The sequence below is a fragment of the Flavobacterium piscisymbiosum genome, assembly GCF_020905295.1.
GTDB lineage: Bacteria > Bacteroidota > Bacteroidia > Flavobacteriales > Flavobacteriaceae > Flavobacterium > Flavobacterium piscisymbiosum.
Genome location: NZ_JAJJMM010000001.1, coordinates 5,950,101 through 5,973,092 on the forward strand (window position 1 = coordinate 5,950,101; position 22,992 = coordinate 5,973,092).

Genomic DNA, 22,992 nt, shown 5'->3' on the forward strand with positions numbered 1-22,992 from the left:
GCAGAAGATTAAAAAAAATCTTCTGCTTTTTTATTATTTCTAAAAGTTACAATTCATAACTCATAACTCACAACTTCCTCCTATTTTCCGTCTACGTAATCTTGTAAATAACTAAACCTCTCGGTTAACTTTCCGTTTTCTGTTATTTTGGCGCGTTGCAGAATTCCATCTTTATCTCCATTAAAGAAAGCAGGAATTACATGTTCCATAAATTGCTCTCCAAAGCCTTCGCTGGCATCTTTTGGGATTTCACATGGCAAATTATCTACTGCCATTACCACCACTGCTGCCGGGTGAAAAACCTCAACCTCTTTGTCTTCTAAAGGAAAATAGCCATAGATAGGTTCTTCAATTGTCGAAGAACGCAAAGTACACGCGATTGGACCGTTAACATCACAAGAAATATCAGCCACAACTTTTAGTTTGCAATCACTGGCATTCAGCATTTCTCTCGATAAAATCATTGGGGCTCCGGTTGCATAAAAATGTCCTGCGAAATAAATATCCGTGACTTTAGTAAACTTTTCAAAATCAGAAACATATTCATCAGGATGTGCTACAAAATCATTAAAATCCTTTTCAACACCATCTATTCTTTTATTGTATTCTAAAACATCCAACTGAACATACACAGGTTGTGCATAATTTTTGGTTAAATAATTTTCGACCGTAATTTCTTTTACTTTTATAGCATCAAGAATTTCTTTGGCACCACTCCCCACTTTTCCGGTTCCGGTAATTACAAATTTTAATGCTGGTAAATTAAGACGTTTCAAATGCGCGATTAAGGCATCTTTTCCGGCAAGAGTTTCAGCTTTTGGTAATTTAAACAATTCGAATTTTATCCCAAAAGCACGTATTCCGTTATAAACACCAACCATTCCGGCGTATTTTCCAAAACCAATTAAACGGCGATTTTGATCATCAACAATAGTTTCGTGATCATACAAATCGATATTTTTTTCTAAAATTGCTTTCAACAATTTCTGGTTATAAGGCTGCTTTTTAATCGTATGAGAAAAAAAGAAATAGGCTTTATTTGCAATCAAGCTGTCTACAGGAACTTCTTTTACTCCAAATAAAACATCAGAACCGGAAACATCGTCTGTCACAGTGATTCCCATACTTTTATATTGAACATCAGAAAAAATCCTTATATCAGAACTTTCTACCTCAACAACAGCATCATGATACGTTTGTTTCAGTTTTGCAAGTTCATTTGGTGAAAATACAACACGTCGATCCGGTGGATTTTTTCTTTCTTTTATAATTCCAAATTTCATTTATAGCGGATTAAAATAATTATTAATATAACTTTTTAACTTCAATTTGTTTCAAATATAACAAATTTAGTTAAAGTTTTGTTGTGAAAATACAATTTAGAATGTTTTAAAACCGTTAAAAGCTGAATAACAATCAACTAATTAAACTACGTCTTAATATTTTGTTAAAATACTCTTTTTAAACAGTAAAAAAAGACAAAACATAAATATTGAATTCTATATATTTGTTTTTAAAGAATGATGAAAATGAGCCTCCTTAAAAAAACAAATATACCACAAATACTTTTCTCAATACTAGTTTTAACCTCTTGTGGTAAAGACAAAAAAACACAAACAGATACAACGCAAGAAGTCGAAGATACTTTACCTAAAATGAAACCGTTAGCGAATGAAACTAAAATTTCACAAGCTTATATAAATTCAGTTGCCGGAAGAATAAACCATTTTTATACTAAAAACTGGCAGAACAATAGCATGAACGGAAGTTTTTTAGTGGCCAAAAATGGTCAGATAATCTTTGAAAGATATAATGGTTTTGCCAATAAAAACGAAGGAACAAAGATTACAGCCGAAACTCCGGTGCAAATTGCTTCTGTAAGCAAAGTTTTGACTGCAACCGCAGTTTTAAAATTGGTTAATGCCGGTAAAATCGATTTGGACCAAAAAGTAAATACGATTTTAAAAACATTTCCTTACCCGGATTGTACGATTCGAATGTTATTATCTCACAGAAGCGGAATGCGTAATTACGCTTATTTTACAGACAGAGACAAGTCGGTTTGGGACAGACACAATCAACTGACCAATAAAGATATTCTTGATATTTTAGCTACAAAAGATATTGGATTAGAAGCTAAAACCGGAACACGTTTTAGTTATTGCAATACCAATTATGCAATGCTTGCGCTTATTATCGAAAAAATTACGGGGCTATCATACAAAGAAGCGATGTCTCAAATGATTTTTAAACCTTTAGGCATGACACATACCTATGTTTTTGATGATGATAAGGACAGAAAAAAAATTGTTCCTTCCTATAAAGGTAATGGTGTCGAAATTGGTTTTGATTACCTGGACAATGTTTACGGAGATAAAAACGTATTTTCGACTGCGAGAGATCTTTTAAAATTTGACCGTGCCAGAAATGCTCCCGGATTTTTAAAACCTGAAATTTTAAAACAAGTTTATACCGGTTATAGTAATGAAAGAAAAGGCACAAAAAACTACGGTTTAGGAATTAGAATGATCAATTGGGAAACCGGACAAAACTATTATTTCCATAACGGTTGGTGGCATGGTAATACGTCATCGTATATTCCGTTAATGAAAGAGCATGTTACCATAATTGCTTTATCCAATAAAATGACAACGAAGACCTATGCGGTGCGTAAACTGGCTCCTATTTTTGGTGATTATCCGTTTAATTTCAAGGATGAAGAATAATATTATTTTTCTGAAAAATTTATTACAAAACTAACTTCAAATAGTATAAATTTGCAAACTCATTTTTGGGGTCGACTGGTTTTGACAGCAAGTCGAATTGAAAAGTAAGCACGTCGAGCATTGAGACCTTGCTCGTAAATATAAGATCTTACAATTTTACACGGCGAAAATAACTACGCTTTAGCTGCATAATCCGAATTATAGTAAGATTAAGCCACGTCCCTATCAGATAGGGAAGCTGGATTCTCCTTGAAAGCCTTGGTTTGTGGCGGTCAGTCCAGGAGAACCGTAAAAATAGACCTAGATTTCCATGAGCTTCGGGTGGAGATCGAAATTAAGAAGATAAGTGTTGAGTGGTTGTTCCTGACCTAGCTTAACAACGAAAATCCAATCAGGAAATAAACGTGTAGAAAGCTCTTTAGTTGCTTGTTTGGACCCGGGTTCGATTCCCGGCGACTCCACAAAAAACCCCTGTTTTACAGGGGTTTACAATGAGTTTTTAAAACTCGAGAACAAAAAGTGAACAGAATTACAAATAATTGATTTAATGTCCCCGCAAACATTTTAATTTTTAAACAAATTAAAATGAAATCAATTTACACAATCCCAAAGCTTGTCAAGTATGACGATGTTTCAAAGCCGTGGTTTGTCTTTTTTAGATATAGCGGCAAACTCTTCCGTTACAAATACGGAATAAACTACATTGCAAATCTTAAGAAAAGAGAAGCCGAAGCAAATATAATTTGTGATGCTTTACTTCAAAAACTCAAGGAAGGATGGAATCCAAATGTTCCGGATGTAGTAAATAATTTTAGCAGCCTGACGTTTAGCGAAGCTTTAGATTTTGCTATTGAAAAGAAAACGCCAAATCTAGGTAGCAAAACTCTTTGCGGTTATAAGAGCACAGTAAAATTCATAAAAGAAGCTTTAAAAGCTACTAATATGACGAAGCTTCTTGTAGCCGATACTAAAAGGATCCATATAAAATTAATTATTGAGAAAACAAAAGAGCAGCGAAAGTGGTCGAATAAGTCATTCAATAAAAATTTAGGTTATCTAAAGGCAATTTTGTCTGAACTGATGCAATGGGACATAATAGAGAATAACCCAGCGCACGGAATAAAATCTTTAAAGGTTGGCGAAATTACTGCTTTCACTCCGGCAACTGATGAAGAAGTAAAACTAATAAAGGAAAAGATCCTTGCTGAATTCCCGAGTTTTTACGTGTACATAATTTCGATCTTTCATACCGGCATTAGACCAGAAGAGCTTTTGCACATAAAGCTAAAAATGATTGATCTTAAAAAATCACAAATTATATTACCTCCGGAAATCACTAAAACCGACATCGAAAGAATAGTTCCATTGAATCCATTTTTAAAAAATTACTTTGAAGAAATGAAGCTATCCGATTATCCGGATGAATATTTTGTATTTGGTTCAAAAAGAGAATTTACAAATCGTGGATTAAAAAAAGATTTAGATTTCATTCCTGGGCCGCGAAGATTGAATAGAGATTGTGCTTCTAAATTATGGAGAAAATTAATTATTGACGGACTTAAAATAAATGTCAACATGTATTCGTTAAAACATCTTGGAGCAAACAAAAAAATTCTGGCAGGCGTAGAACTTGATGCTCTTCGTGAACTATACGGCCACACCTCAAAAATGATGACTTTGAGATATGCAAAAGTTGTAAAAGAAGTAAATAGAAACCAAATTATGGAAAAGTCACCGGACTTTTAAAAATTATCAAATGGAATTATCCGACATTGTAATAACAGTAGCAGTAATTGTCCTTGTAGTAGCATTGCTATTTAAAAAGTTTCAAGGACATCCTAGCGACAAATATCATAACGGTAGCTGGAGAAAAAGAAAAAGCGATCGTTATTGATCGCTTTTTTTATTGTCTCTTAACTTAGTGGTCGGCACCTCAAAATATTTGTAGAGGAAAATTGATATCACAATTGTAAAAATCCAATACAGAAAATAATTTATAATTAATGTAAAATATGAATTTATAAAATCAATTCCCATATTTGAAATGATCCAATTTTTAACTAAAGTCAAATTTATCAGGTACATTGAATATGAAATCAGCGAGATGTAAGTTACCACTTTATAAACGAATCCTTTACCTGATTTTATTTGACTTAATAAAGGCAAAATAAGCAAAGTACCAATTGAGTTTAAAGTAAAGGCAAAATTGGTAGTATAAAAAGAATTCAATTCTCCTTTAATAAAAAACCTATTAGATATTAACAAAACAACTCCAATTGCAAACAGAATTTTTCTATAGTGAATCCAAAAGCTTTTATAAAAGTAAGCAATATAGGCACCTAAAACTCCAAACATAATACTATCAATTCTAGTAAATACTTGCTTTCTAAAATACAAATCACGCTGTCCGCCCGTTAACAATACCATTTCCATACTCCTGAAATATCTAAAAATAGTAACTGAAAATATTACCAAAATTGCAGTAAGTAAAACTGATCTTTTTGTTTTAAGATCTAAAAAGCGAATTAAACAGAATAAAACAACTGGAATAATTATATAAAACCATTCCTCAATGCTTAAACTCCACGCTTCCGGAAACCAATTTGGATGAGGATAATATAAATTTTGACAAAAAATATAGTATGCAAGGGAGTCACTTAAATTAAAATTACTGGTAAAAAAATAACTTAGAATAATCAACACACTTAGAACTAAAAAATAATTCGGTAATGTTCTATACCATCTTCTTTTCCAAAAATTAATTAACACATCTGTTGTGAAAGGCTTAGTTTCAATTTCCTTTATAAGTATTGATCCGATCAGGTAACCGCTTAAAACAAAAAAAATACTAACTCCATCAAAAACAAAATATTCTAAATATCTAGCAGTGGAATCTGAGATAAATAAATTTCCATGCCCAAAAACTACAAAAAATATTGCCAAACACCTAATAATATCTAAACCGTAAACTCTATTATTACCTATATCAATTTTTAAAATCCCAAACATTAGCTTAATTTAACTTTAGCCAAATGTAAATAAAAAACCTACATGAAATTTCACTTTCATGTAGGTCATATATCATTTTTTCTTTTCAATTTTCATAATCCGGCTTTCTCCGCAATCATCAAAATTTTGAGATGTAAATTCCTTTTTACCAAACAACCGAGTTTTAATACCTAAAAATTTCCATTGGCGGCGTTCCCAATAAAGAACACCATCAGACTTATTATTGAACTGCCTATCCAATACACGCCATTTAAGTTTATTATTCTCGTAAGTAATAATTCCCTTTGTCGTCCAACAATTCAACGTATCTATCACTTCCTGACTTGTGGGAGTATTATTCCTTACAGCTTCTACAATTCGTGAAAGATCCGTTTCTCTTTTGGTTGTATCCTGGTACTTATAAGAATTAGATACTATACTTTCAATTCGACTTGCCTTTATACCGGCATTATCTAATTTCTTTTTCAGATCGGAATTTTGATACTTCAGATAATCGTTCATTTCTTTTTCGTTCAAAATTTGAGTAGTAAAAAGAAGCGTTTCGGATTTCCTTAATTGACTGGCATTTTCGGTTTGCCTTAAATTTTCAGATTTTTGGAAAGTGTAATCTTTATAAAACCAAACGACAGCCACAACCAAAACAATAATAAGTACATGCTTAATATTATCCCCTAACAATTTAAAAGAAATCATGGATGTACAAATATTACATTTTTGTTTTTTCTAACTCGCTTCATCACATTTCCACCATTACTATCGTTTCCAACAGCAGTATTACCTTCAATCGTCTGAAACTCTTTATCATTTATCCATTTTACAAAAAGTCCAGTATGATCATATCTACCATCTGCATTCCAATCAAAAAAAACAATATCACCTTCGACCGGATCATTTGTAATTTGATTTACTTTTTTAAAATAGGCGACAGCAGTTTGACAACCCGCGTAACCTTTCAAAAAACCTATTTTAGGCAACTGAAATCCAGCCTGAGCATAACACCAAGAAACAAATATTCCACACCAGGCAACACCATCCAAACCAAACCATTTACCATACGGTGTTTTATTTGAATTAGCTGGTTTTTCACTTTGACCAATTTCTTTTTCTGCAATCCTTAAAATCTCATTCATTTTATAATTATTTAGTTATTATATTCCCTGTATCAGAGAATAAATTTTTTACTTGAAAAGTGATTAATCGTCGAACTGGTCTGATAAAATATTTTACAAAATCAGTATCTTTTCCTATGACTTCCATGTTTTCCAAAATCGAAACAACTTCAATGTAAATCATTATACTTATCATCGAATCCCCAAATAGACTCGAGTATTCACTTCCAAATCTGCTATCGCTAACGCTTTTTATATTTAAAAGAACTATGCCCATCACAATAGCACCTCCATATTGAGTGAATTTGGTAAATGTTTTTCTGAACCCTTTCGAAGTTCTAATAGTTTTTGTCAATGTTGCTTTTGTAACCCCAAACACAAAATCTAAAGCACACATAATTAGTAATCCAATTACCAAACTACCATCAGGTATATATTTTAAAATCATTTTCGTTTTTTATTATTTATTATTTTTCAACCCATGCAGCCCACCCGCTCCCGTGTGATGACCTTGTGTATAGTTTATTGCTAGATAAATCTATAGCGAGCATTGTTCCATAAGAGGCTGACGCCTTGTATACGTTAACAGAGCATAAGTTAGAAGTAGGCGCATTAGATGTTGCTCCCCCGTTATTTGCTAAAAATGTTGATGTTGAGTTATTCGGCATACTATCAAATACTGTATCTAAATTAGTAGCACCTAATGAGGGTGCTGAAATACCCGTTGCTGAAATAGTACCATTAACTTGCAGTTTGTCTACTCCGTTGTCTGTTGCAGTTCCAATTAAAACATTTCCTCCTGTAAGCATTAAAGAGTTATTAAAATTAATTTCACCAGCTACATAAGAATTACCCGCGTCATTTAAAAAACCAATAGATGGGAGATTGTTTCCTCCTAGCCTAATGAAAACATTTTTATTTGTTGCCAAATTAACTTGAAACTTATCGAGGGGATTAGTTGTTCCTATACCTACGTTAGTACCATTATCAAAAACCTGACTATTTCCAATTGCCCCAGTCCCTGTGAATCTCGGTAAAAAATTAGGTGTTCCCGTTCCTGTAATGGGGTTTGTTAATGTAGTTACTGAGCCATCGGCTTTTAAATATTCGGTTGCAAGACCTCCGATCTTAATAAAGGAATTTGCTGTAATATCCCCCGTTTTATTAATTCTAGAAACTGTACCTATTGTCGGGTTAGAACAATTTAAAAAATCTGAATTTACACTACCTGATTCATTCCTTATTGTGATTATAGAGGCACTTGTCAATGTTCCATAATTAGAAAATGTAGCTATGTTTCTATTAAAAGAATTAAATCCTGATACAATTAAACCTACTCCTGAATTTAAAGCATTTATAGTTGCCGCGGCTGTTCCTGTTCCTGATACTGTAGCATTTAACGACGCTGTTGACCCGCTTGTCGTATCAAATGATTTTGATCCAGTTATAGTTTCTGTTCCAGTTTTATGAACCACGTTCGCATCGTTTGCCGGAACATACGCTAAGTTAGAACTTAATACGCTCCAATTCCCTGCAGTCTGTCCGGGTGCGTCTGTTAGCGCTCTGAAAGAATCGCCTACAGAAACCGCCTTACCTCCTAAAGTTCCGGCTACCGACACGTACCACAGATCACCCTTTAAAACTGCCCCACTTGTCCCACTTCCTCCGGTTGTTGGAAATACATTTGTTGATGCATTATAAGATCCTCTGTCATCCAAAAGACCAACAACCAAACCATCCGCGTAGGATTTAGTTACTAAATGATTTGCAGTAGTAGGATTGGCTCCAGAAACATTACCCGTAGTTATGATATTACCTTCTTTGTCTATTGTAGCTTTAACTACTCCTGATTTTGATACTGTAAAAGGCATTCCCAATGAACTTACTCCTGTATCTAAAACCAATAATTTACATGTATTTGTAGAAGAATCTCCTCCTGTACTATTTATACTTAATAAGGTTCCGCCAGAAATATTAGACCCAGTTTGAAAAGTAACAAGTGTGCCTGAGGTTCTATTTTGAACACCTGAAAAAAGTGCTTGACCTGAATCTGAATTAGTAAAGCTTTTTTGTCCTTTGAAATTTTCATTTCCTGTTAAATGTAACGCTGTAGGTGTTGTTGGAGCATCTGCTGTACCTCCAAGATCACCCGCAAGTTTTACAATTCCTTTTACAACTGTCGTAGCATCAGGAACTACAATTGCAGCTAGACCTGCATTAACCGCATCAACCGTAGGATATTTAGTTCCGCTCCCATCAACTGCCAAAGAGTTTTGTTTATTGATCACTTTCTCGTAATCTCCTCCTACTATCGGTGGTGTATTACCAATCGTTGCATCTGTAATATTAATAATTGTAACTAATACGGTATCAATTGGAGTTGGCGGAGTCGGCGAAATCCCTACTGTTTCAGGGCCAATGACACGAATGATGTGATTGTTTTTGTCAGCAACCAAAATATCATTTCGGGTATAACCATCTTCAGCATATTCAATAGTGAATGAAGTATCACTAATTGTTGAATAATTTACATTGCCTATGATCCATTGTGCGCCGGATGCAACCTTTACCTCGTTTACTAGAACAGAAATATTAGCTGATAATAATTGATTTTGACGAATTGAATAAAACCAATCAAATATTTGTTGAATCTTGATTTTAAATGATGTACCGGCATCACTTACATGAATTTCAGATTCTGGACGCAAAACTGATTGCCATGGTAATTCGATGATTTTCTTGGCATTATTTGCAATTGCATTTAATCTTTCAGTTAATGCAGCGACTTGTTGAGTAATAAAGGATTGAAAGCTCATGATAATGAATATTTTATCCAACAAATGTAAAAAATATTATTCTATTTAGAATCATTCTAAATAACAATTTGAATTAGCTAAAAGATTAATATTTAATAACTTTGCTTTATGGGATTTATAGTTGTACTTTTTTTCGTTGTTGTGGGTGGATGTTGGATGATCGGCAAAGGCATTGGCAATGCTCTTTTTCCTGATAGAGATGACTCGAAGAAATACGTTGATAATTCAACAACAATTGTGCATCACCATCATTATCATGACAACAGAAGTGTGCATGTTGATGGAAAACAGTTTAAAGATTTGAACAAATAATTAAATAATATTTAAGCCGTTCCGTCAGATACCTAATACGGCTGGCGGCACATAAAGAAGGATTTACTTATTGCTTAAATAAAATAGCCTCTAAGCAATTAGAGGCTTTCTTCTTTTAGTAACTTACATATCCAGATTCGGTCGAAATTAATCCTGGTACTTCAACTTGACTTCCATCAAAATCAATATTACCAGTTCCTTGTGAATTATAAACATTTCCTGTTTTAAGCATATTGGCAGTTAATACATAAAGGTTTGATTTCTCCAATGGACCCTCGGTGCTAAAGCTTCCGTTTTTGACATATCCTACTCCATTTACCCATACTTTCTCATGTGATAAAGCGATCATGTTCTTTTTCCAAATTTCTTTGGTAGTTGGTTCAAAAACAAATTGATCACCTTCGTATAAATCTGCCGTTAAAAGAATTGTATCAGTATCAGTTTTATGAATTTCACTTTCCTCATCCGGCACGCCTTTTTGAATTGTGAGCGGCACTCTTACTTTAAACTCAATGCCGGTTGCATAAAATACATCAGTATTTGTCGTATTTCTGTATTTAATTTCTACAGTATCCTCATGTTTCACCTTACACCAGATCTCTTCACTCAGATGCGTAATTGTGGTAAAATTGGGATCTGAATTCACAAGCTCAACACTGAAATGTTGATCAATATAATCAACCATGTCAATGTAGTATTCATAGACCTCATAATTGAATCTATTAAAAATAGAACCCACTACAAGATTAATTTCAGGTCCGGCATAACTTTGTGAGAAGATCACAACATCAGCGCTTTTTGTTTCGTCAAAAGCAATTTCCTCAATTAAAAACCAAGAAGTTCCGACAATAATATAATTACCGATGATGGCCCACTCTGGCAAATTACCATTTAAAGAGTATGTACCAGTAACAGCATTTGTATCATAATTATATGTGTTTCCAGACAAAAAGTATATTCCTGTTCTACCGTCACCTAAATTGTATTTCCTTGCATCACGTTTGTCTTTAATACCAATGTTACTTGTTTTCTTTTCGATGGGAATAGTAACTTCTGAAAGATCCTCTTTAATAATTTTCGCTACAATATTGCTATAATTAGATTTAAATTGTGTTGGAACAATATCAGCACTTTGAAATTGTTGAACTTCTTTATAAGGAACATCTACATCTACTTCGAAGCTTAAGGTATTTTCATCTGTTTTATAATTTGCTGAATCTCCCCAGGTAATTCTATTGGCATATCTTATTGCGTTTGCTTTCGACATGTAGAAATACGGAACTTGTATTCCGAACTCACTTACTGAAAAAGCTTTACTAAAAGAACATCCTAACTGATCTCTAACATACAAAGTAAAATTACCTACTTCCAGACCTGAAAAAGTGTTTAATATTTGCCATGTTGAACTGTCTAAGGAATACTCAAGATTCAATCCTGATGTATTAATATTTTCAATCACAACCGTTGCACCATTTGGACTGTTATTTACGTTAATCACAAAATTACTTGCGTTCAATAAACTTGGTAGTGAGAGACTTTGTGCCACTTGCTGTCCGTTTGAATCTTCAACAACCAAATTTACAGTGTCACCACGCAGCCAATCAAATGAAATGGGATTGTTACTGTTTGGATTAATGGAAACAGGGCTAATTACTTTGGTAGCTAAGTGATCTGTGGTCACGTTCACTTTTACATTCTGACATGGCGTAGTTGAACTTTGAGAAAAACTCACATTGGTAATATTGAAATCAGGTAATGCAGGCTCATTCTCAATTGTAAAAGTCACATCTGCACTAGCAGAAGCGTTCTCGAAAACTGCGTTTGGAAAATTAGCAGTAATTATCACGGTTCCTAAGCCTGACCCTACTTCACCTCGAACAGATTGTACTGTATATAAATTAGCACTATTATAGTCTAAGTTAAAAGCAGTCCTATAAAAATCCGAAGCATATCCCATATATGTCTCGTTTTCATAGTTAAACTTCGGCTGTTCTGCCTGGTAAGAACCTAGCCTTTTATCTCGGAATGTTTCTCTATAAAAATTTGAATACGCATCATTTCTTTGATCAAAATAAATTGATTCATTGAAAATCGGAATTGAGTTAAATTGTATTGTTATTTTTGAATATGCCATGACTTATCTATTTAGTTTTAAAACTTTAAACTGACCTTTACCGTTAGGCTTAATGTTCAAGAAGAAAGCTCTCTCCTTTTCGCCGTTTTCATTTATAAATTCAATCAAACCGTATAGATTTATTACTTCTTTACCTAAGATTGTTGTAGTACCATTGATCTGCTGTAGAACATCAAAATCGCAAATATGTTCAAATTCAATTTCCTCTGGAATAAAACGAGCAGTTGGCAATTCCGAATTCAAAATATCACCATTCTCAGCATATTCATTGCGGCCGATCATCTTTGTTTTAAGCAATCTGTTTGCAGTAGATGAACCAAACTTTAATTTATCTGTTGCGTATTTAATTACTGAAGCTGCTATCCACCAACCGTGTCGCAATAAACAATTAACTGGTGAGAATCTTAAATTTGTGGCTGTCTCCGGGCTGAAAATACCTGTCGGAGCTTGCTCGAAATCATCCTTTGTTCGATCGTACTTATTAAACCAAAATCTTTGTTCAAATCCTCCTACTGGATTCTTAAACAGGTCTAACCAGAAAATATCTTCATCATAAGAAGTATCTTCAGTATCGTTTAATGTGACCAGCTTTCTTCTAGCGAACTCCATTCCATAACTATCGGCTCTATATTTTGAGATTTGGATATAAACATTTTTAAGTCTGCTGATGATTGTTGAAAAATTAGATTTCACATTATATTCATCCAATCCAACTGCTTCTTCATAATCGCCGCCTTTCTCATAACCGAATTCTAAAGCAGAATAATACTTGTCAGTAGCTACTTTCCTTTTTACATTTTTTACCTGGTTAGGAAGCCTAATAGTTACGTTTCGATTATAGAAATAGCTTTTTTCTTCAATTCTTACTACTTCCTTATTTCCAATTGTTTCGATACCAATTCCAATATTTAAGACTGCAGTAGCAGAAGTCGCAAAGTCACTGAATGATGTTGTCAATGGCTTGAATAGATTTGTAACTTTATCTTGAGTGATAGTTTCTTCTTGTGGAATTGGAAGCTTATCAAACTTTCTAACCCAAAAACCATGTGTAAAAGCAATATAAGCTCCAGGTCCGTCAACTGCATATCCTAAATCTTTTCTACCAAAATAATCAGAATAAAATACCCGCTCTTTGTTTGTTGAAATTGTAACTAAGCGATCAGCTAATTCATGAGCCAAAATTGCTTTCGTCGTAGATTTTTCCTGAAAACTATCTTCGTCAATATCAACTTTACAAACAACATCGGAAACTGTAATATCTAAATGCGAACTATGGCCATTAGCACCATCGTAATTCTGATCAAAAACAAGTTGTAGACTTTCGCCCGTTAGCACTTCGATCGTACCATCAAAATTCACGCTGAAAGTATTTCCGTTTAAAGCAGAATAAGAATCCTTTGAAAATAAAATAATATTTTCCTTAAAAATAAATTCTGCTCCATCTTTATACTTACCGATTCTGGCCCAAAAGGTGAAATGATTAACATCATCGAAATTTGTTATGTTTACTTTAAAAGTAAGTTTCATGTTTACTTTTAAATCACGATCTCGATCTGAAATAGCAAAAAATAGGTTTCCTGGCTCCGCTCTTCCCGATCTATCCCAAGAATTATCGCCAACCAATACCCCCTGAAGCGGCGCTTGTGCACTTTCATGTGACTTATTTACAAGTGAAAGAGGTACAGCAATCGTACTACCTCTGGTATTACCATTTGTTTGATTGCTTAATTTTGCTGTATTATCACTTGCCTTAGTTGCAAATTTTGTTTGTAGAAAAATTCGTCTACCATCTAATTCAACATCGATTGTATTTAATTCCGGAATCTTAGTATCATTAAATGTTGTAGTTCGATCAACTTCCACACTTTCGGATTCCCGGGCTTTTAGTTCCTGTTCTAATCCCCCAGAATTGAATTTAACCATCACTTGAACTCTATTTTCTCGACTCCAGGTTGAAAGATCTAAAAAGCCAGAATAAGTCAATGTCCAAACGTCAGTTTGTGGATGTCTCTCTCTTCTAGTCAATTCAACATCGGCCATAATCCCGTCGATATCATAAATCAGTTGAATATATTCTGCAGCATCCCCGATGAACTTTAGGGAATTAGAAAACTTAGCTACTATTCCGTCATACTTTTCATGACGTGAATATTCCTTATCATCGTCGGTCCATCCAATTGGCTCAATAGTTACCAACTCCCCAAAATTTTTATTTTTTAAGGTGTACTCAACACGGTTGTTATATTGTGGATTTATATTTCCCATTAGTTCCAATTAGTGTTTTTTGATTTCCAAATAGCATGAGGAATATCTATTTTAGGTGCATTGTACACGGCTTGCTTTTGATTCCTAATAGCGGCCGTATTACGTTTTAACTCTTCTAAAAGTTCTTTTCCATAAGAAGCTTCAAAATATTGAGAAGCTTGGAAATCGCTCATGTTTCTGCCTTCCATGTTGAGACTGGTCAACATCGCTGCTCTTTGCAATTTGTTATAATCATCAAAGGATTTATGTACAGTATCGCCTTCTAAAAGTTGAACAATTCGATTCTTTCCGGAATATATTCTTGCACTACCATCTTTAGATTCTACGATCTCGGTCATTCCACCGTCATTGATCATCGCAACTTCTTTCGGACCTCCTTTACGACCATCTTTGTATTTTGGTATTGGAGTTGCGATGATAGCTGCTAATTGAACAGCAGCAACTGCCGCAGTAATAGCTGCTAACGCTAAACCAATACCAGGGCCGGCAGATAGAGCCGAAGTGATTGCTTTCGCAGTATTATAACTTGCTTCGGCAATGGCTAAACCTTTATTAAATATGGCTTGCTTTTCCTGTTCTTTACGTTTCTTTTTCTCTAAAGCCTCATTCTTTTTATCACGCTCTTTTTGTAGAAGATCCTTTTGTCTTTCGTCTTTTCCTGCTAATTCAATTTGCTTAGCATAGTACTCATCATTTTTAGATTGTTCAGCTTCTATATTTTGAATCCTACTGTCAAAAATTGCATTACCCAGATCTTGTAGGGCATAAGTTAAATCTCGAGATCTTTCTTCTATTTTTTTAAAATTTTCTTCTTCGAAAAACAAAGTCTTTTTTGTTGCTGCATCGTTATTTTCAACATTGATATCTGAATTTTCCCTTCTCAAAGTTGCTAATTCATTCTCTAATTTCTTTATTTTATCAATAGAAATAGCAGATCCGTCGGTTCGTAACTTTTCTGCATCTAATAATTTTTGTATTACTCCAATCTGAACATTTAAAGCTTCTTTCGCAAATGCCTTTTTTATCTCAAGAATTTTTCTTTCGTGTTCTTCCTGTGCCTTTTCTAGATCCGTAAATTTATTTAAGGATGCATTATAAGTAATATTTTCCGCTTCAAGAGCCTCTTGAAGTTTGGTATCTTGAAGTAATAGTTCAGCATCAATACGCTTTTTAATCTCATCTGCTTCGCTATCGATAATTTTTTGACGATCCTTAACACCTTTCAAAGTCAACTTCTTTTGATCATCTTGAAATTTTTCTAAGATCAATAATTGTCCAGATGTCAGTTCTTTTTTAATCTCACCATTTTCTAACAGAGTTTTAATTTCCAAATCAGAAAGCTCACGCATTAGTTTTCCAGTCTTTTCGTTATACTTTCCTAATTGTGACAATTCAAACTCTGCTGCATTACGTATTTTTTCAGATGCGATCTGTGTATAATCGGCAAGAGCATCAAGTCTTTTATCATACGACATTTTCTCATTCCCAAGAATCTCATCATCCATATCCAGACCAACCTGAAGTCTAAATTGTTGCAACTTGAAAAGATCTTCAAGGCCTTTTTTCCAAAGTTCGAATTGCTCTTTTAACCTTTTTCTCAATGCAGCAAGTTCTTTCTTTGAAAGTTCTTTTTTAAATTCAGCATCTTTGATTGCAGCATCTTGTTCTAAACTCTGCAATTGTTTTTTCAATCTAAGCTGCTCCTCTATGGATAATTTTGAACTTTGAGCTTGAGTGGCTTGCTTAAAGTCCTTTTTTTCTTTCTCGGTTCTAATTAACTCATCAAGATCTTCACTTGTCCGACCTTGTTTACTTACTCTATAACCACTATTTTCTAAAACTTTTTGTTCTAGCTGGAACTGAGCGATTCTTTGCCTTGAAGCATTAATCTCGCTTTGAGTTCTTTTTGTTGTTCTAGCATCCAAATCTGCAAGAACATCTATACTGGATTGAATTACTGCTTTCTTTCTGGTAATTTCCTCTTTATCTAACTTATCTGAATTTTCACCTTGCGCTTTTCTAAGTTTAATATCATTTTCAATTGCCTTAAATCGATCAGCATTTGCCTTGTCTCTCTCTTCGGAATAGAATTTTTCAGTTTTAGCCATATCTTTATTCGCATCAACAATCCTCTGAATGTTCTTTTCAGCATCACTCATTTCATCATTAAATATCATGTAAGCAACAATTGCAGCAGATAAAAACGCAAGAATCAACCCCCATGGAGTTGCTTTAACTGCTACGTTCAAACCTTCCTGAGCAATCATCGCTTCTCTGGCAGCAGCTGCTTGTGCTAGAATTGACTTTGTTCCAATTCCCGTTGCTAACGCAAATCTTATTTGTGCAGCAGTTGCGGCAGTTTGTAATGCGCCATATGCTGTAATAACAAAATTTACTGTCCTGAGAACACCCAAATATGTCAGTAAAACAGTTCCAAACTTGACAATAAAATCAATGATTTCTTTGAAATTATCACGAACAAATTTCAAAGTCTTAGCGAGAGTTAGTGAACCCGAATTCGCATCATCAGCGCTTAAGATATAAGCTTCCCAACGATCCTTTATATCGGATAAAATAGATGATAAACTTTCAGAAGCCGCCTCAACTTCTTTATTTAATGCAATATTATCGATATACTCTTTTTTAGCTTGTTCCATTGCACTTGCTAATAAATCATAGTTTGCCGCTAAGGATCCAATTGTTTTAAATGACCTAACCTCATCCAAACCTAATTCACCTAATACAACCGCTAAATTTTGACCTTCTTTTTTAGCTGAATTAAGTCCCTTAATGAACTTCACAAATACACCGGTAGCATCTTTATTAAATTGCTTAGAAAGTTCTTTTTGAGTCAAATTTGTTAGCTCTAATACTTTCTCTAAGTTTTTACCCGTTGCAATAGATTTATTAATTACACCAAATGTTTTTTGAATAGAACTAGCAGAAACCTCAGCTTCGGATCCTAATGATGAAGTCGCTGCTCCTAATGCTAAAACTCCCTGCGCGGAAGTATTATATACCGCAACACCTTTTTGAATCTCTGTCGCATTCGCAAGAACTTCTTTCTCAGTCGTTGCAAATGAGTTACCTAATTGCGTGATAACCGATGCTAAACGATCAGCATTTTCAAAACTGTCAGATGATACCTCGATGAACTTGGCAAACTGGCCAACCTGCTCATCTGAAATAATATCTGATGTCAGTTTTAATTTTTCAATAGCTTCTGAGAACTTTAAAATATTAGCGGTACCGGTTACACCTAACTGTCCAGCAACCTCAGCTGATTTAATTAGTCCCTCAACTGTAACACCATTTAATCTATCTCCAAGTTCTACTACTTCGCGACCAAATTGTTTTAAGTCTTCACCAGAAATATTAGTTGTTTTTCCTACCGCAATTAATTGTCTGTCAAAATCTTTAATTACACTAAAGATGTCTTTTACAATTTGTCCAAATAAAGCTAATCCTGTTGCGATTCCAAACGTTGACATTAAGTCTCTTAAGGTTCCGTTTAGACCTTTGAACGCATCTTGATAATTACCTATATTTTTAGAGTAGTTTTTTATTGCAGCATCAACTGCTTTAACTCTGGCATCTAATTTTTCAAATTCTCTCTGCGCCAGTATGACCTCCGCAATATTACTTTTCTCAGCAGATAATAATTCAGCAAGTCTTTTTTGTGCATCAAGCCTGGCTTTATTTAATTTGGCATATGCTCCAACAAGACCGAGCCTTTCCCTTGCAGCTTCTTTTAATTGTTTATTAGTTTCAGCTAACAAAATTTTTTCATCCAAAGTCATTTTATTGGTTGCCTCTTTTGCTTTGCGCTCTTTTTCTTCTAGAGCAATAGAGGAAATTTTGATTTTGTTCGCAGAAATTTCAGCAGCTTCTCTTTCTTTGATTGCAAGAATAGCTTTTTGCGTGGCTAATATTCCCTGCTGCAGAGCATCTGTGTAGGCAGAATTACCGGTTGCATCTTTAATCTGTTTCTGAATAGTAGCAATCTGAACAATACCTTGCACAAATTCTTTATTTTTATCAATTGCAATTTGAGTTTGTTTCGCGTATGTCGATCCCCAGGTTAGAGCATCATCTTCAATGACCTGTTTTCTTGTAATTATACCGTCTGAATTAGCCATTTTTTTTGCTTTTAATGTTTTGTTGGCGAATGTGCTCTATCTTGTTATGAACTTGCTTTTCGTAGCTATTAAAAGCTGTATAAGTGATCTTATTGAAGTCCCCAATTTGAAATTCTAGGATGGAACAATACGAGGCCATCACATCATCGATGTTATATTCTTGCCCTTGATCAACTTTAGGAAGCAGCTTAGAAAGAGTGTTTATTTTTACTTTAAGCGCTTTCGATTCTCTTTCAATTTGTTCAATGTCTTCGTAGTAAACTTTCTCATCTGTAATTCTCAAAGTATAGCCGTAGTCAACAGTTAGTATTTCGAACAGTTCTTGACTAAAATCAAATTTTAATGCATCACAAGCCATAAGAATCACTTTGTATTGGGTTTCCAAAGCGCTGATCTGTTTAGAAATTCTAAAAGTTTTCTTTTCCTGAGAACTGGCCCCCGCAATTTCAATATGTTGTTCATATAGAGAATCCCATATTTTTGACAGTACTTCCGGATCCTTTTCAGTATCAGATAACAAAGTGAAATTTCCAGATTCAGCGATCTTGAAAAATGTTTTATAAGGAATTATGTCAAGTGAATCGTAAATCATAGCTCAAGTATTTTTCGTGCGTTTTGTATAAAAAAAGGAAGCAATCGAGATGTGATCACTTCCTTTAATTCTTTATCAGTTAATCCGAATAATTCATCAGAAAGCCAAGTATTATCTGGTCCATCACTGAGGATGATTGAGTTTTTAGGGTCTTTAGAACTAAATCTCAAAACACCATTAACTTCTTGCATATAGAATCCTTTGAACCAATCCCCAGTATCTAATCCGGTAAACGGATCTCCGGCTTTTTTCCGACCTCCTGAAATGATTTCTGTGTTCTCTGAATAAAAACCAATCGGATTTCCGAAAATGTCTTTATGATCAACAGACAGCCTTTTCTTCTCGAGATCTAAAAAATCCTTTTCAATACTTCTAATGAATTTATAAAGGTTTATCTCCAGGCTTTTCGGTTTCAACTTCTTTGCCCTTGCCAATTGTTGTTGAAATGTTGCCATTGGTTGCGATTTTGTGAGCTTTTTTTAGTTCGGCTTCTCTTTCGTCTGATGGGATATCTTTAAAAACATGAGTTGAAGCAAACTCTTTTTTAAAATCTGCAAAGGGCTTGTTATAGCCCTCTGCAAATACTATCCCTTTGTATTCACCTCGCATTATGGTGTAACTTTAATTTTTGTAGGTTCTGGAGTCTCATATGAAGTTCCGGTTTGAGTAACCACTCCATTTAAGCCAATAGTGAATCCTGTTGCAAATCCAGTTCCGGTAACAGTGTAAACACCTTCGGAATCAGCAGGAACAAACGTTACACTTTCTGTAGCTCCATCAAGATCTTTAACCACAATATTAGCAGCTAAGAAAGAAGTGATCTCTTCATCGCCTCCGGAACAACCATCAGTTGCAGTGAATTTGATTTCTGTTGAAGTTGCTGAAACCTGATTGATATTAATATCGAATATTCCATACAAATCATCAGCGCCCCAACCTTCAGGACGAAAGATTGCGCCATCATCTTCAAACTCGTTAAAGTCTTTGTAGTTTAAAGTAACTCCTGTTGATGCTGGTCTATTTGCTAAAGGATCAATACGTTTTCCAACGTTCATTACAATTGATTGGCCTTTTATAGTTCCATCATCATTGATCACGCCTTTGATCGCTCCATCTTCGGTAAACTCAAATAAACCTAATTCAGCTTTGTGATAGGTTTTAAGCGCCGAGTGAGAACATAAGCTTAAGAAGCTATTGTAAGTAGTGATTTTTTTACCTTCTGAGGTAATGAACTGATTTCTTCTACCTTCGAAAGTTGTATCTTCAGTATTGGCAGATGCTAATTCTTCAACCTCATACAATGGAATTACTTTCTTAGCAGCAACTGCAGCATCCCATTTAGTTTTGTCCTTTGCATCTGCAATCGATTCAAAAGAGAATCCCGGCACGTGGACTGCCGTTTTGATTGTAAGCCCTTCAAGACACTGCTCTTTCGCACCAGTGTTCTTTTTGGCTTTCTTTTTGTTTTTACATTCTTGGTAAACCATGGTGTAATATTTTTTTAGTTAACAATTTATTTTGTATTTCATTTTTCCAGTAATAGCAAAAACATGAAATGGTTGCATATCTAAAAGTTTTACTCTGTCGATATTGAAGCCTTTAAAAACAGATTCAATCCCCTTTTCAAAGCCATCAACCTGAAACATTCTATGCCTTTTGACTATTTTTAAAGCATCAATTTCAACTTCCATATCTGCACGGTGTATAATGCTTGGTTTTACTTTTTTTAGATCAACCATGAATACTATTTTTACTTCACTGAAATAAAAAACTCTATTATCAGTAGTATGCTCCGAATCATCTATGAAGAAGATATTTGCTGCTTTGAGATCGTTTGTGAATACATCTTTATATTCGCCTTTCCCTAAATAAAACTCTGGAACTAAACCCTTTTCTTTAGATTGATTTTTATGAACTCGACCAAATACATCGATTGGCGACCATCCTAATTTTTCAAACAAAGAAGTTTGTATCAATTGGATCTCTTTATCTATTCCTTTTGGTTGTGTTATTGGATAATTCATGTTACCAGGCGTTAGCGTCGTTTACAACAATTTTATAAGGAAAAATTACTTTCTGTGCCTTTTTAATGCTTTGCTCCATCTTGTAAACAATTCCTTTTGCTATAAAATGACCGTTATCGTTTTTTGCACCCTCTAATTCAACCTTGAGTGACTGATAACTCATCTTTGCACTTCTCTCGTTAAAATTGGTTCTGGTAGTAGAAACGAACATCTCGATCATCTTTATTGCTAAAGAATAGCCAATTGCATCATCAAACAAAGTCGGTCTGTCGATTATAGTTCGTGAATAATCAATTGTGGAAACATAGTTCTCATGTGTATCAAGAATTGATGTAAGAACGCTTAATACAGCCTGATTTCTAATGTCCGATAGGTATTTATTAAAATCTTCCTCCGACATTTCAACCTCTGGTACAGCTGCATAAATGTTATCAACCAATACAAGTGAATGATACCAATTGAATTTTTTACCAGATTCAGCAGTTAAGTTTTCATCACTTAAAACGAAAGGAAGGCCCGATGATAAATCGGACCAACCAATACGTTTTTTTAATACATCAATAGCTTCTTGAGTATACATGTTATGCTGGAGTTATATTTCCTTCAAACTTCAATACATCCTCTTCAGATAATTTGTTGACACCAGCCATAATATTAGCATCCGTGGTACTAAAAGTAATTGTAGAATTTGGCTTGATAAGTTTGTAAGAAGCAACAACTGAAGATTTGGTGTAATTTGTTCCCTTATAGGCAAAGTTTGCGTCACCTTCTGTTTGCGCATCAATAACAGCTTCTTCTGCATCCAATACATAAATGCTACCCACATTGTCGATGATTGGAAGCGCTAAACCTTGTACAGAAATGTTCTCAGCGAATGGCTCTTCGTCTCTCCAAAGTTTGGTCATGATATACTGATCAACAAAAGTGTATTCAACCTTTTTTGAAGGTCGTGTTGCTTCAGCTAACTTACTCCATACAAGACGTCCAACTTTTGTCGAAGTCAAAAACACAACTTTGTTTGGTGTCCAGGTTGGAACAGTAGTTCGAACTCCATTTCTTTCATGTGTTACTGTACGATCCATTATCTGAATTTGCACTTTGAATTGGCTGTTGTTTTTCAACATCAAGTTTACCTTTTCTAAATCAAGACTTGGAACGTTCTGAACTGAACCAACATAATTATTGTAAAAAGCAAACTGCTCTCTTACTTGAGTATTTCGAGAAAAATTATCAAATGTTGTATCATCCATTTTAAGAATAGAGATCGTATCGCCTTTTGCCTTTGCAGTTTTTAAAACGCGCTTAATATCATCAAGAGGTTTTGCATTTGCATCCGACCATGGTAATACAACTCCAAACTTGTTCGCATTTAAGTAACGAAAGTTAACTCTGAAACCAACCCCAACATTAGTATCATCATCAACTAACATTAATCCGGATGATAAAGCTTGGTCGTAGCGGTACTGCATTGTTTCTGCAACACCGGAAACCAACTTAACTGCACCAGAAAATAATTTTTCTGCTACTGTAGCGGTATCAGCGCTTTTCGCAATCATATTGTCGATATCGCTTAAAAGTCTCTCAGAAAGAACAATCTTCTTACCGAATTTCGGAACCTCTCCCGTGGCCACTCCTAGCTTATCCCATTTTGCCAATGGCAAATCAGAATCCATTGCAACGAAATCAACAGTAACAACTGTATTATCGATGCTTCCTGTATTCCAGGTCATATCTGCACTGAACTCTTTTTTAAGTTCAGTTGTGAAAGTATACTGCAAAGGATCTTTCGAACCATTTACACGCAACTCTACCGCTTTCATCATTGCCTTAAAGGCTGCGATGTACTGTATTAAAATACTTAACATA

Annotated in this window: 19 protein-coding genes and 1 other RNA gene; 4 read left to right on the forward strand and 16 right to left on the reverse strand. The window is 34.4% G+C overall.

Features of this window, described 5'->3' with window-relative positions; genetic code table 11:
- Positions 1 to 80: 80 nt before the first annotated feature.
- Positions 81 to 1,283 carry an NAD(P)-dependent oxidoreductase gene (locus tag LNP81_RS25045; RefSeq protein ID WP_230040099.1) on the reverse strand — a complete coding sequence of 401 codons (1,203 nt, stop codon included), beginning with the start codon at positions 1,281 to 1,283 and terminating at the stop codon, positions 81 to 83.
- A 240-nt stretch (positions 1,284 to 1,523) separates the two neighbouring features.
- Between LNP81_RS25045 and LNP81_RS25050 the strand changes: the two genes are divergently transcribed.
- The 3 genes from LNP81_RS25050 (at position 1,524) to LNP81_RS25060 (ending at position 4,472) form a co-directional block, all read left to right on the forward strand.
- The gene (locus tag LNP81_RS25050) at positions 1,524 to 2,726 is read left to right on the forward strand and encodes a serine hydrolase (protein ID WP_230040955.1); all 1,203 of its coding nucleotides are present in this window, start codon (positions 1,524 to 1,526) and stop codon (positions 2,724 to 2,726) included.
- A 67-nt stretch (positions 2,727 to 2,793) separates the two neighbouring features.
- Positions 2,794 to 3,190, forward strand: a transfer-messenger RNA (tmRNA) gene (ssrA, locus tag LNP81_RS25055).
- A 121-nt stretch (positions 3,191 to 3,311) separates the two neighbouring features.
- Entirely contained in the window at positions 3,312 to 4,472 is a 1,161-nt protein-coding gene (locus tag LNP81_RS25060; protein ID WP_230040102.1) for a tyrosine-type recombinase/integrase, read from the forward strand.
- A gap of 141 nt (positions 4,473 to 4,613) precedes the next feature.
- Here the strand turns inward: LNP81_RS25060 and LNP81_RS25065 are convergent, their stop codons facing one another.
- The 5 genes from LNP81_RS25065 to LNP81_RS25085 form a co-directional block, all read right to left on the reverse strand.
- A complete protein-coding gene (locus LNP81_RS25065; RefSeq protein WP_230040104.1) occupies positions 4,614 to 5,735 on the reverse strand; it encodes an acyltransferase family protein in 1,122 nt (373 codons plus the stop codon).
- Between the two features lie 72 nt (positions 5,736 to 5,807).
- Entirely contained in the window at positions 5,808 to 6,428 is a 621-nt protein-coding gene (locus LNP81_RS25070; protein ID WP_230040106.1) for a hypothetical protein, read from the reverse strand.
- Positions 6,425 to 6,865, reverse strand: coding sequence for a CHAP domain-containing protein (locus LNP81_RS25075; protein WP_230040109.1), 441 nt, complete (start codon positions 6,863 to 6,865; stop codon positions 6,425 to 6,427). The genes LNP81_RS25070 and LNP81_RS25075 overlap by 4 nt, the downstream gene beginning before the upstream one ends.
- A 7-nt stretch (positions 6,866 to 6,872) precedes the next feature.
- A complete protein-coding gene (locus tag LNP81_RS25080) occupies positions 6,873 to 7,292 on the reverse strand; it encodes a phage holin family protein (RefSeq protein WP_230040111.1) in 420 nt (139 codons plus the stop codon).
- 19 nt (positions 7,293 to 7,311) lie between these two features.
- The gene (locus tag LNP81_RS25085; RefSeq protein WP_230040114.1) at positions 7,312 to 9,660 is read right to left on the reverse strand and encodes a pyocin knob domain-containing protein; all 2,349 of its coding nucleotides are present in this window, start codon (positions 9,658 to 9,660) and stop codon (positions 7,312 to 7,314) included.
- Between the two features lie 108 nt (positions 9,661 to 9,768).
- Here LNP81_RS25085 and LNP81_RS25090 point away from each other — a divergent pair, with 108 nt between their 5' ends.
- A complete protein-coding gene (locus tag LNP81_RS25090; RefSeq protein ID WP_230040117.1) occupies positions 9,769 to 9,972 on the forward strand; it encodes a hypothetical protein in 204 nt (67 codons plus the stop codon).
- Between the two features lie 115 nt (positions 9,973 to 10,087).
- Here LNP81_RS25090 and LNP81_RS25095 read toward each other — a convergent pair whose 3' ends face one another.
- Genes LNP81_RS25095 through LNP81_RS25140 form a run of 10 tightly spaced genes read right to left on the reverse strand, consistent with a single transcriptional unit; the run spans position 10,088 to position 22,991 of the window.
- Entirely contained in the window at positions 10,088 to 12,106 is a 2,019-nt protein-coding gene (locus tag LNP81_RS25095) for a hypothetical protein (protein WP_230040119.1), read from the reverse strand.
- 3 nt (positions 12,107 to 12,109) lie between these two features.
- Entirely contained in the window at positions 12,110 to 14,371 is a 2,262-nt protein-coding gene (locus LNP81_RS25100) for a hypothetical protein (protein WP_230040121.1), read from the reverse strand.
- On the reverse strand, positions 14,371 to 18,510 hold the full coding sequence (locus LNP81_RS25105) for a synaptonemal complex protein 1 (protein WP_230040123.1): 4,140 nt from the start codon (positions 18,508 to 18,510) through the stop codon (positions 14,371 to 14,373). Before LNP81_RS25105 ends, LNP81_RS25100 begins: the two co-directional genes overlap by 1 nt.
- Complete coding sequence (locus LNP81_RS25110) at positions 18,503 to 19,102, reverse strand: hypothetical protein (RefSeq protein ID WP_230040125.1); 600 nt, start codon at positions 19,100 to 19,102, stop codon at positions 18,503 to 18,505. Before LNP81_RS25110 ends, LNP81_RS25105 begins: the two co-directional genes overlap by 8 nt.
- Positions 19,099 to 19,557, reverse strand: a complete 459-nt coding sequence (locus LNP81_RS25115) for a hypothetical protein (RefSeq protein WP_230040127.1) — start codon at positions 19,555 to 19,557, stop codon at positions 19,099 to 19,101. Before LNP81_RS25115 ends, LNP81_RS25110 begins: the two co-directional genes overlap by 4 nt.
- Complete coding sequence (locus tag LNP81_RS25120; RefSeq protein ID WP_230040129.1) at positions 19,484 to 19,711, reverse strand: hypothetical protein; 228 nt, start codon at positions 19,709 to 19,711, stop codon at positions 19,484 to 19,486. Before LNP81_RS25120 ends, LNP81_RS25115 begins: the two co-directional genes overlap by 74 nt.
- On the reverse strand, positions 19,711 to 20,589 hold the full coding sequence (locus LNP81_RS25125) for a hypothetical protein (RefSeq protein WP_230040131.1): 879 nt from the start codon (positions 20,587 to 20,589) through the stop codon (positions 19,711 to 19,713). Before LNP81_RS25125 ends, LNP81_RS25120 begins: the two co-directional genes overlap by 1 nt.
- A gap of 18 nt (positions 20,590 to 20,607) precedes the next feature.
- Complete coding sequence (locus tag LNP81_RS25130; protein ID WP_230040134.1) at positions 20,608 to 21,126, reverse strand: hypothetical protein; 519 nt, start codon at positions 21,124 to 21,126, stop codon at positions 20,608 to 20,610.
- A gap of 1 nt (position 21,127) precedes the next feature.
- Complete coding sequence (locus LNP81_RS25135) at positions 21,128 to 21,706, reverse strand: hypothetical protein (protein WP_230040137.1); 579 nt, start codon at positions 21,704 to 21,706, stop codon at positions 21,128 to 21,130.
- 1 nt (position 21,707) lies between these two features.
- A complete protein-coding gene (locus LNP81_RS25140) occupies positions 21,708 to 22,991 on the reverse strand; it encodes a major capsid protein (RefSeq protein ID WP_230040140.1) in 1,284 nt (427 codons plus the stop codon).
- Position 22,992: the final 1 nt, after the last annotated feature.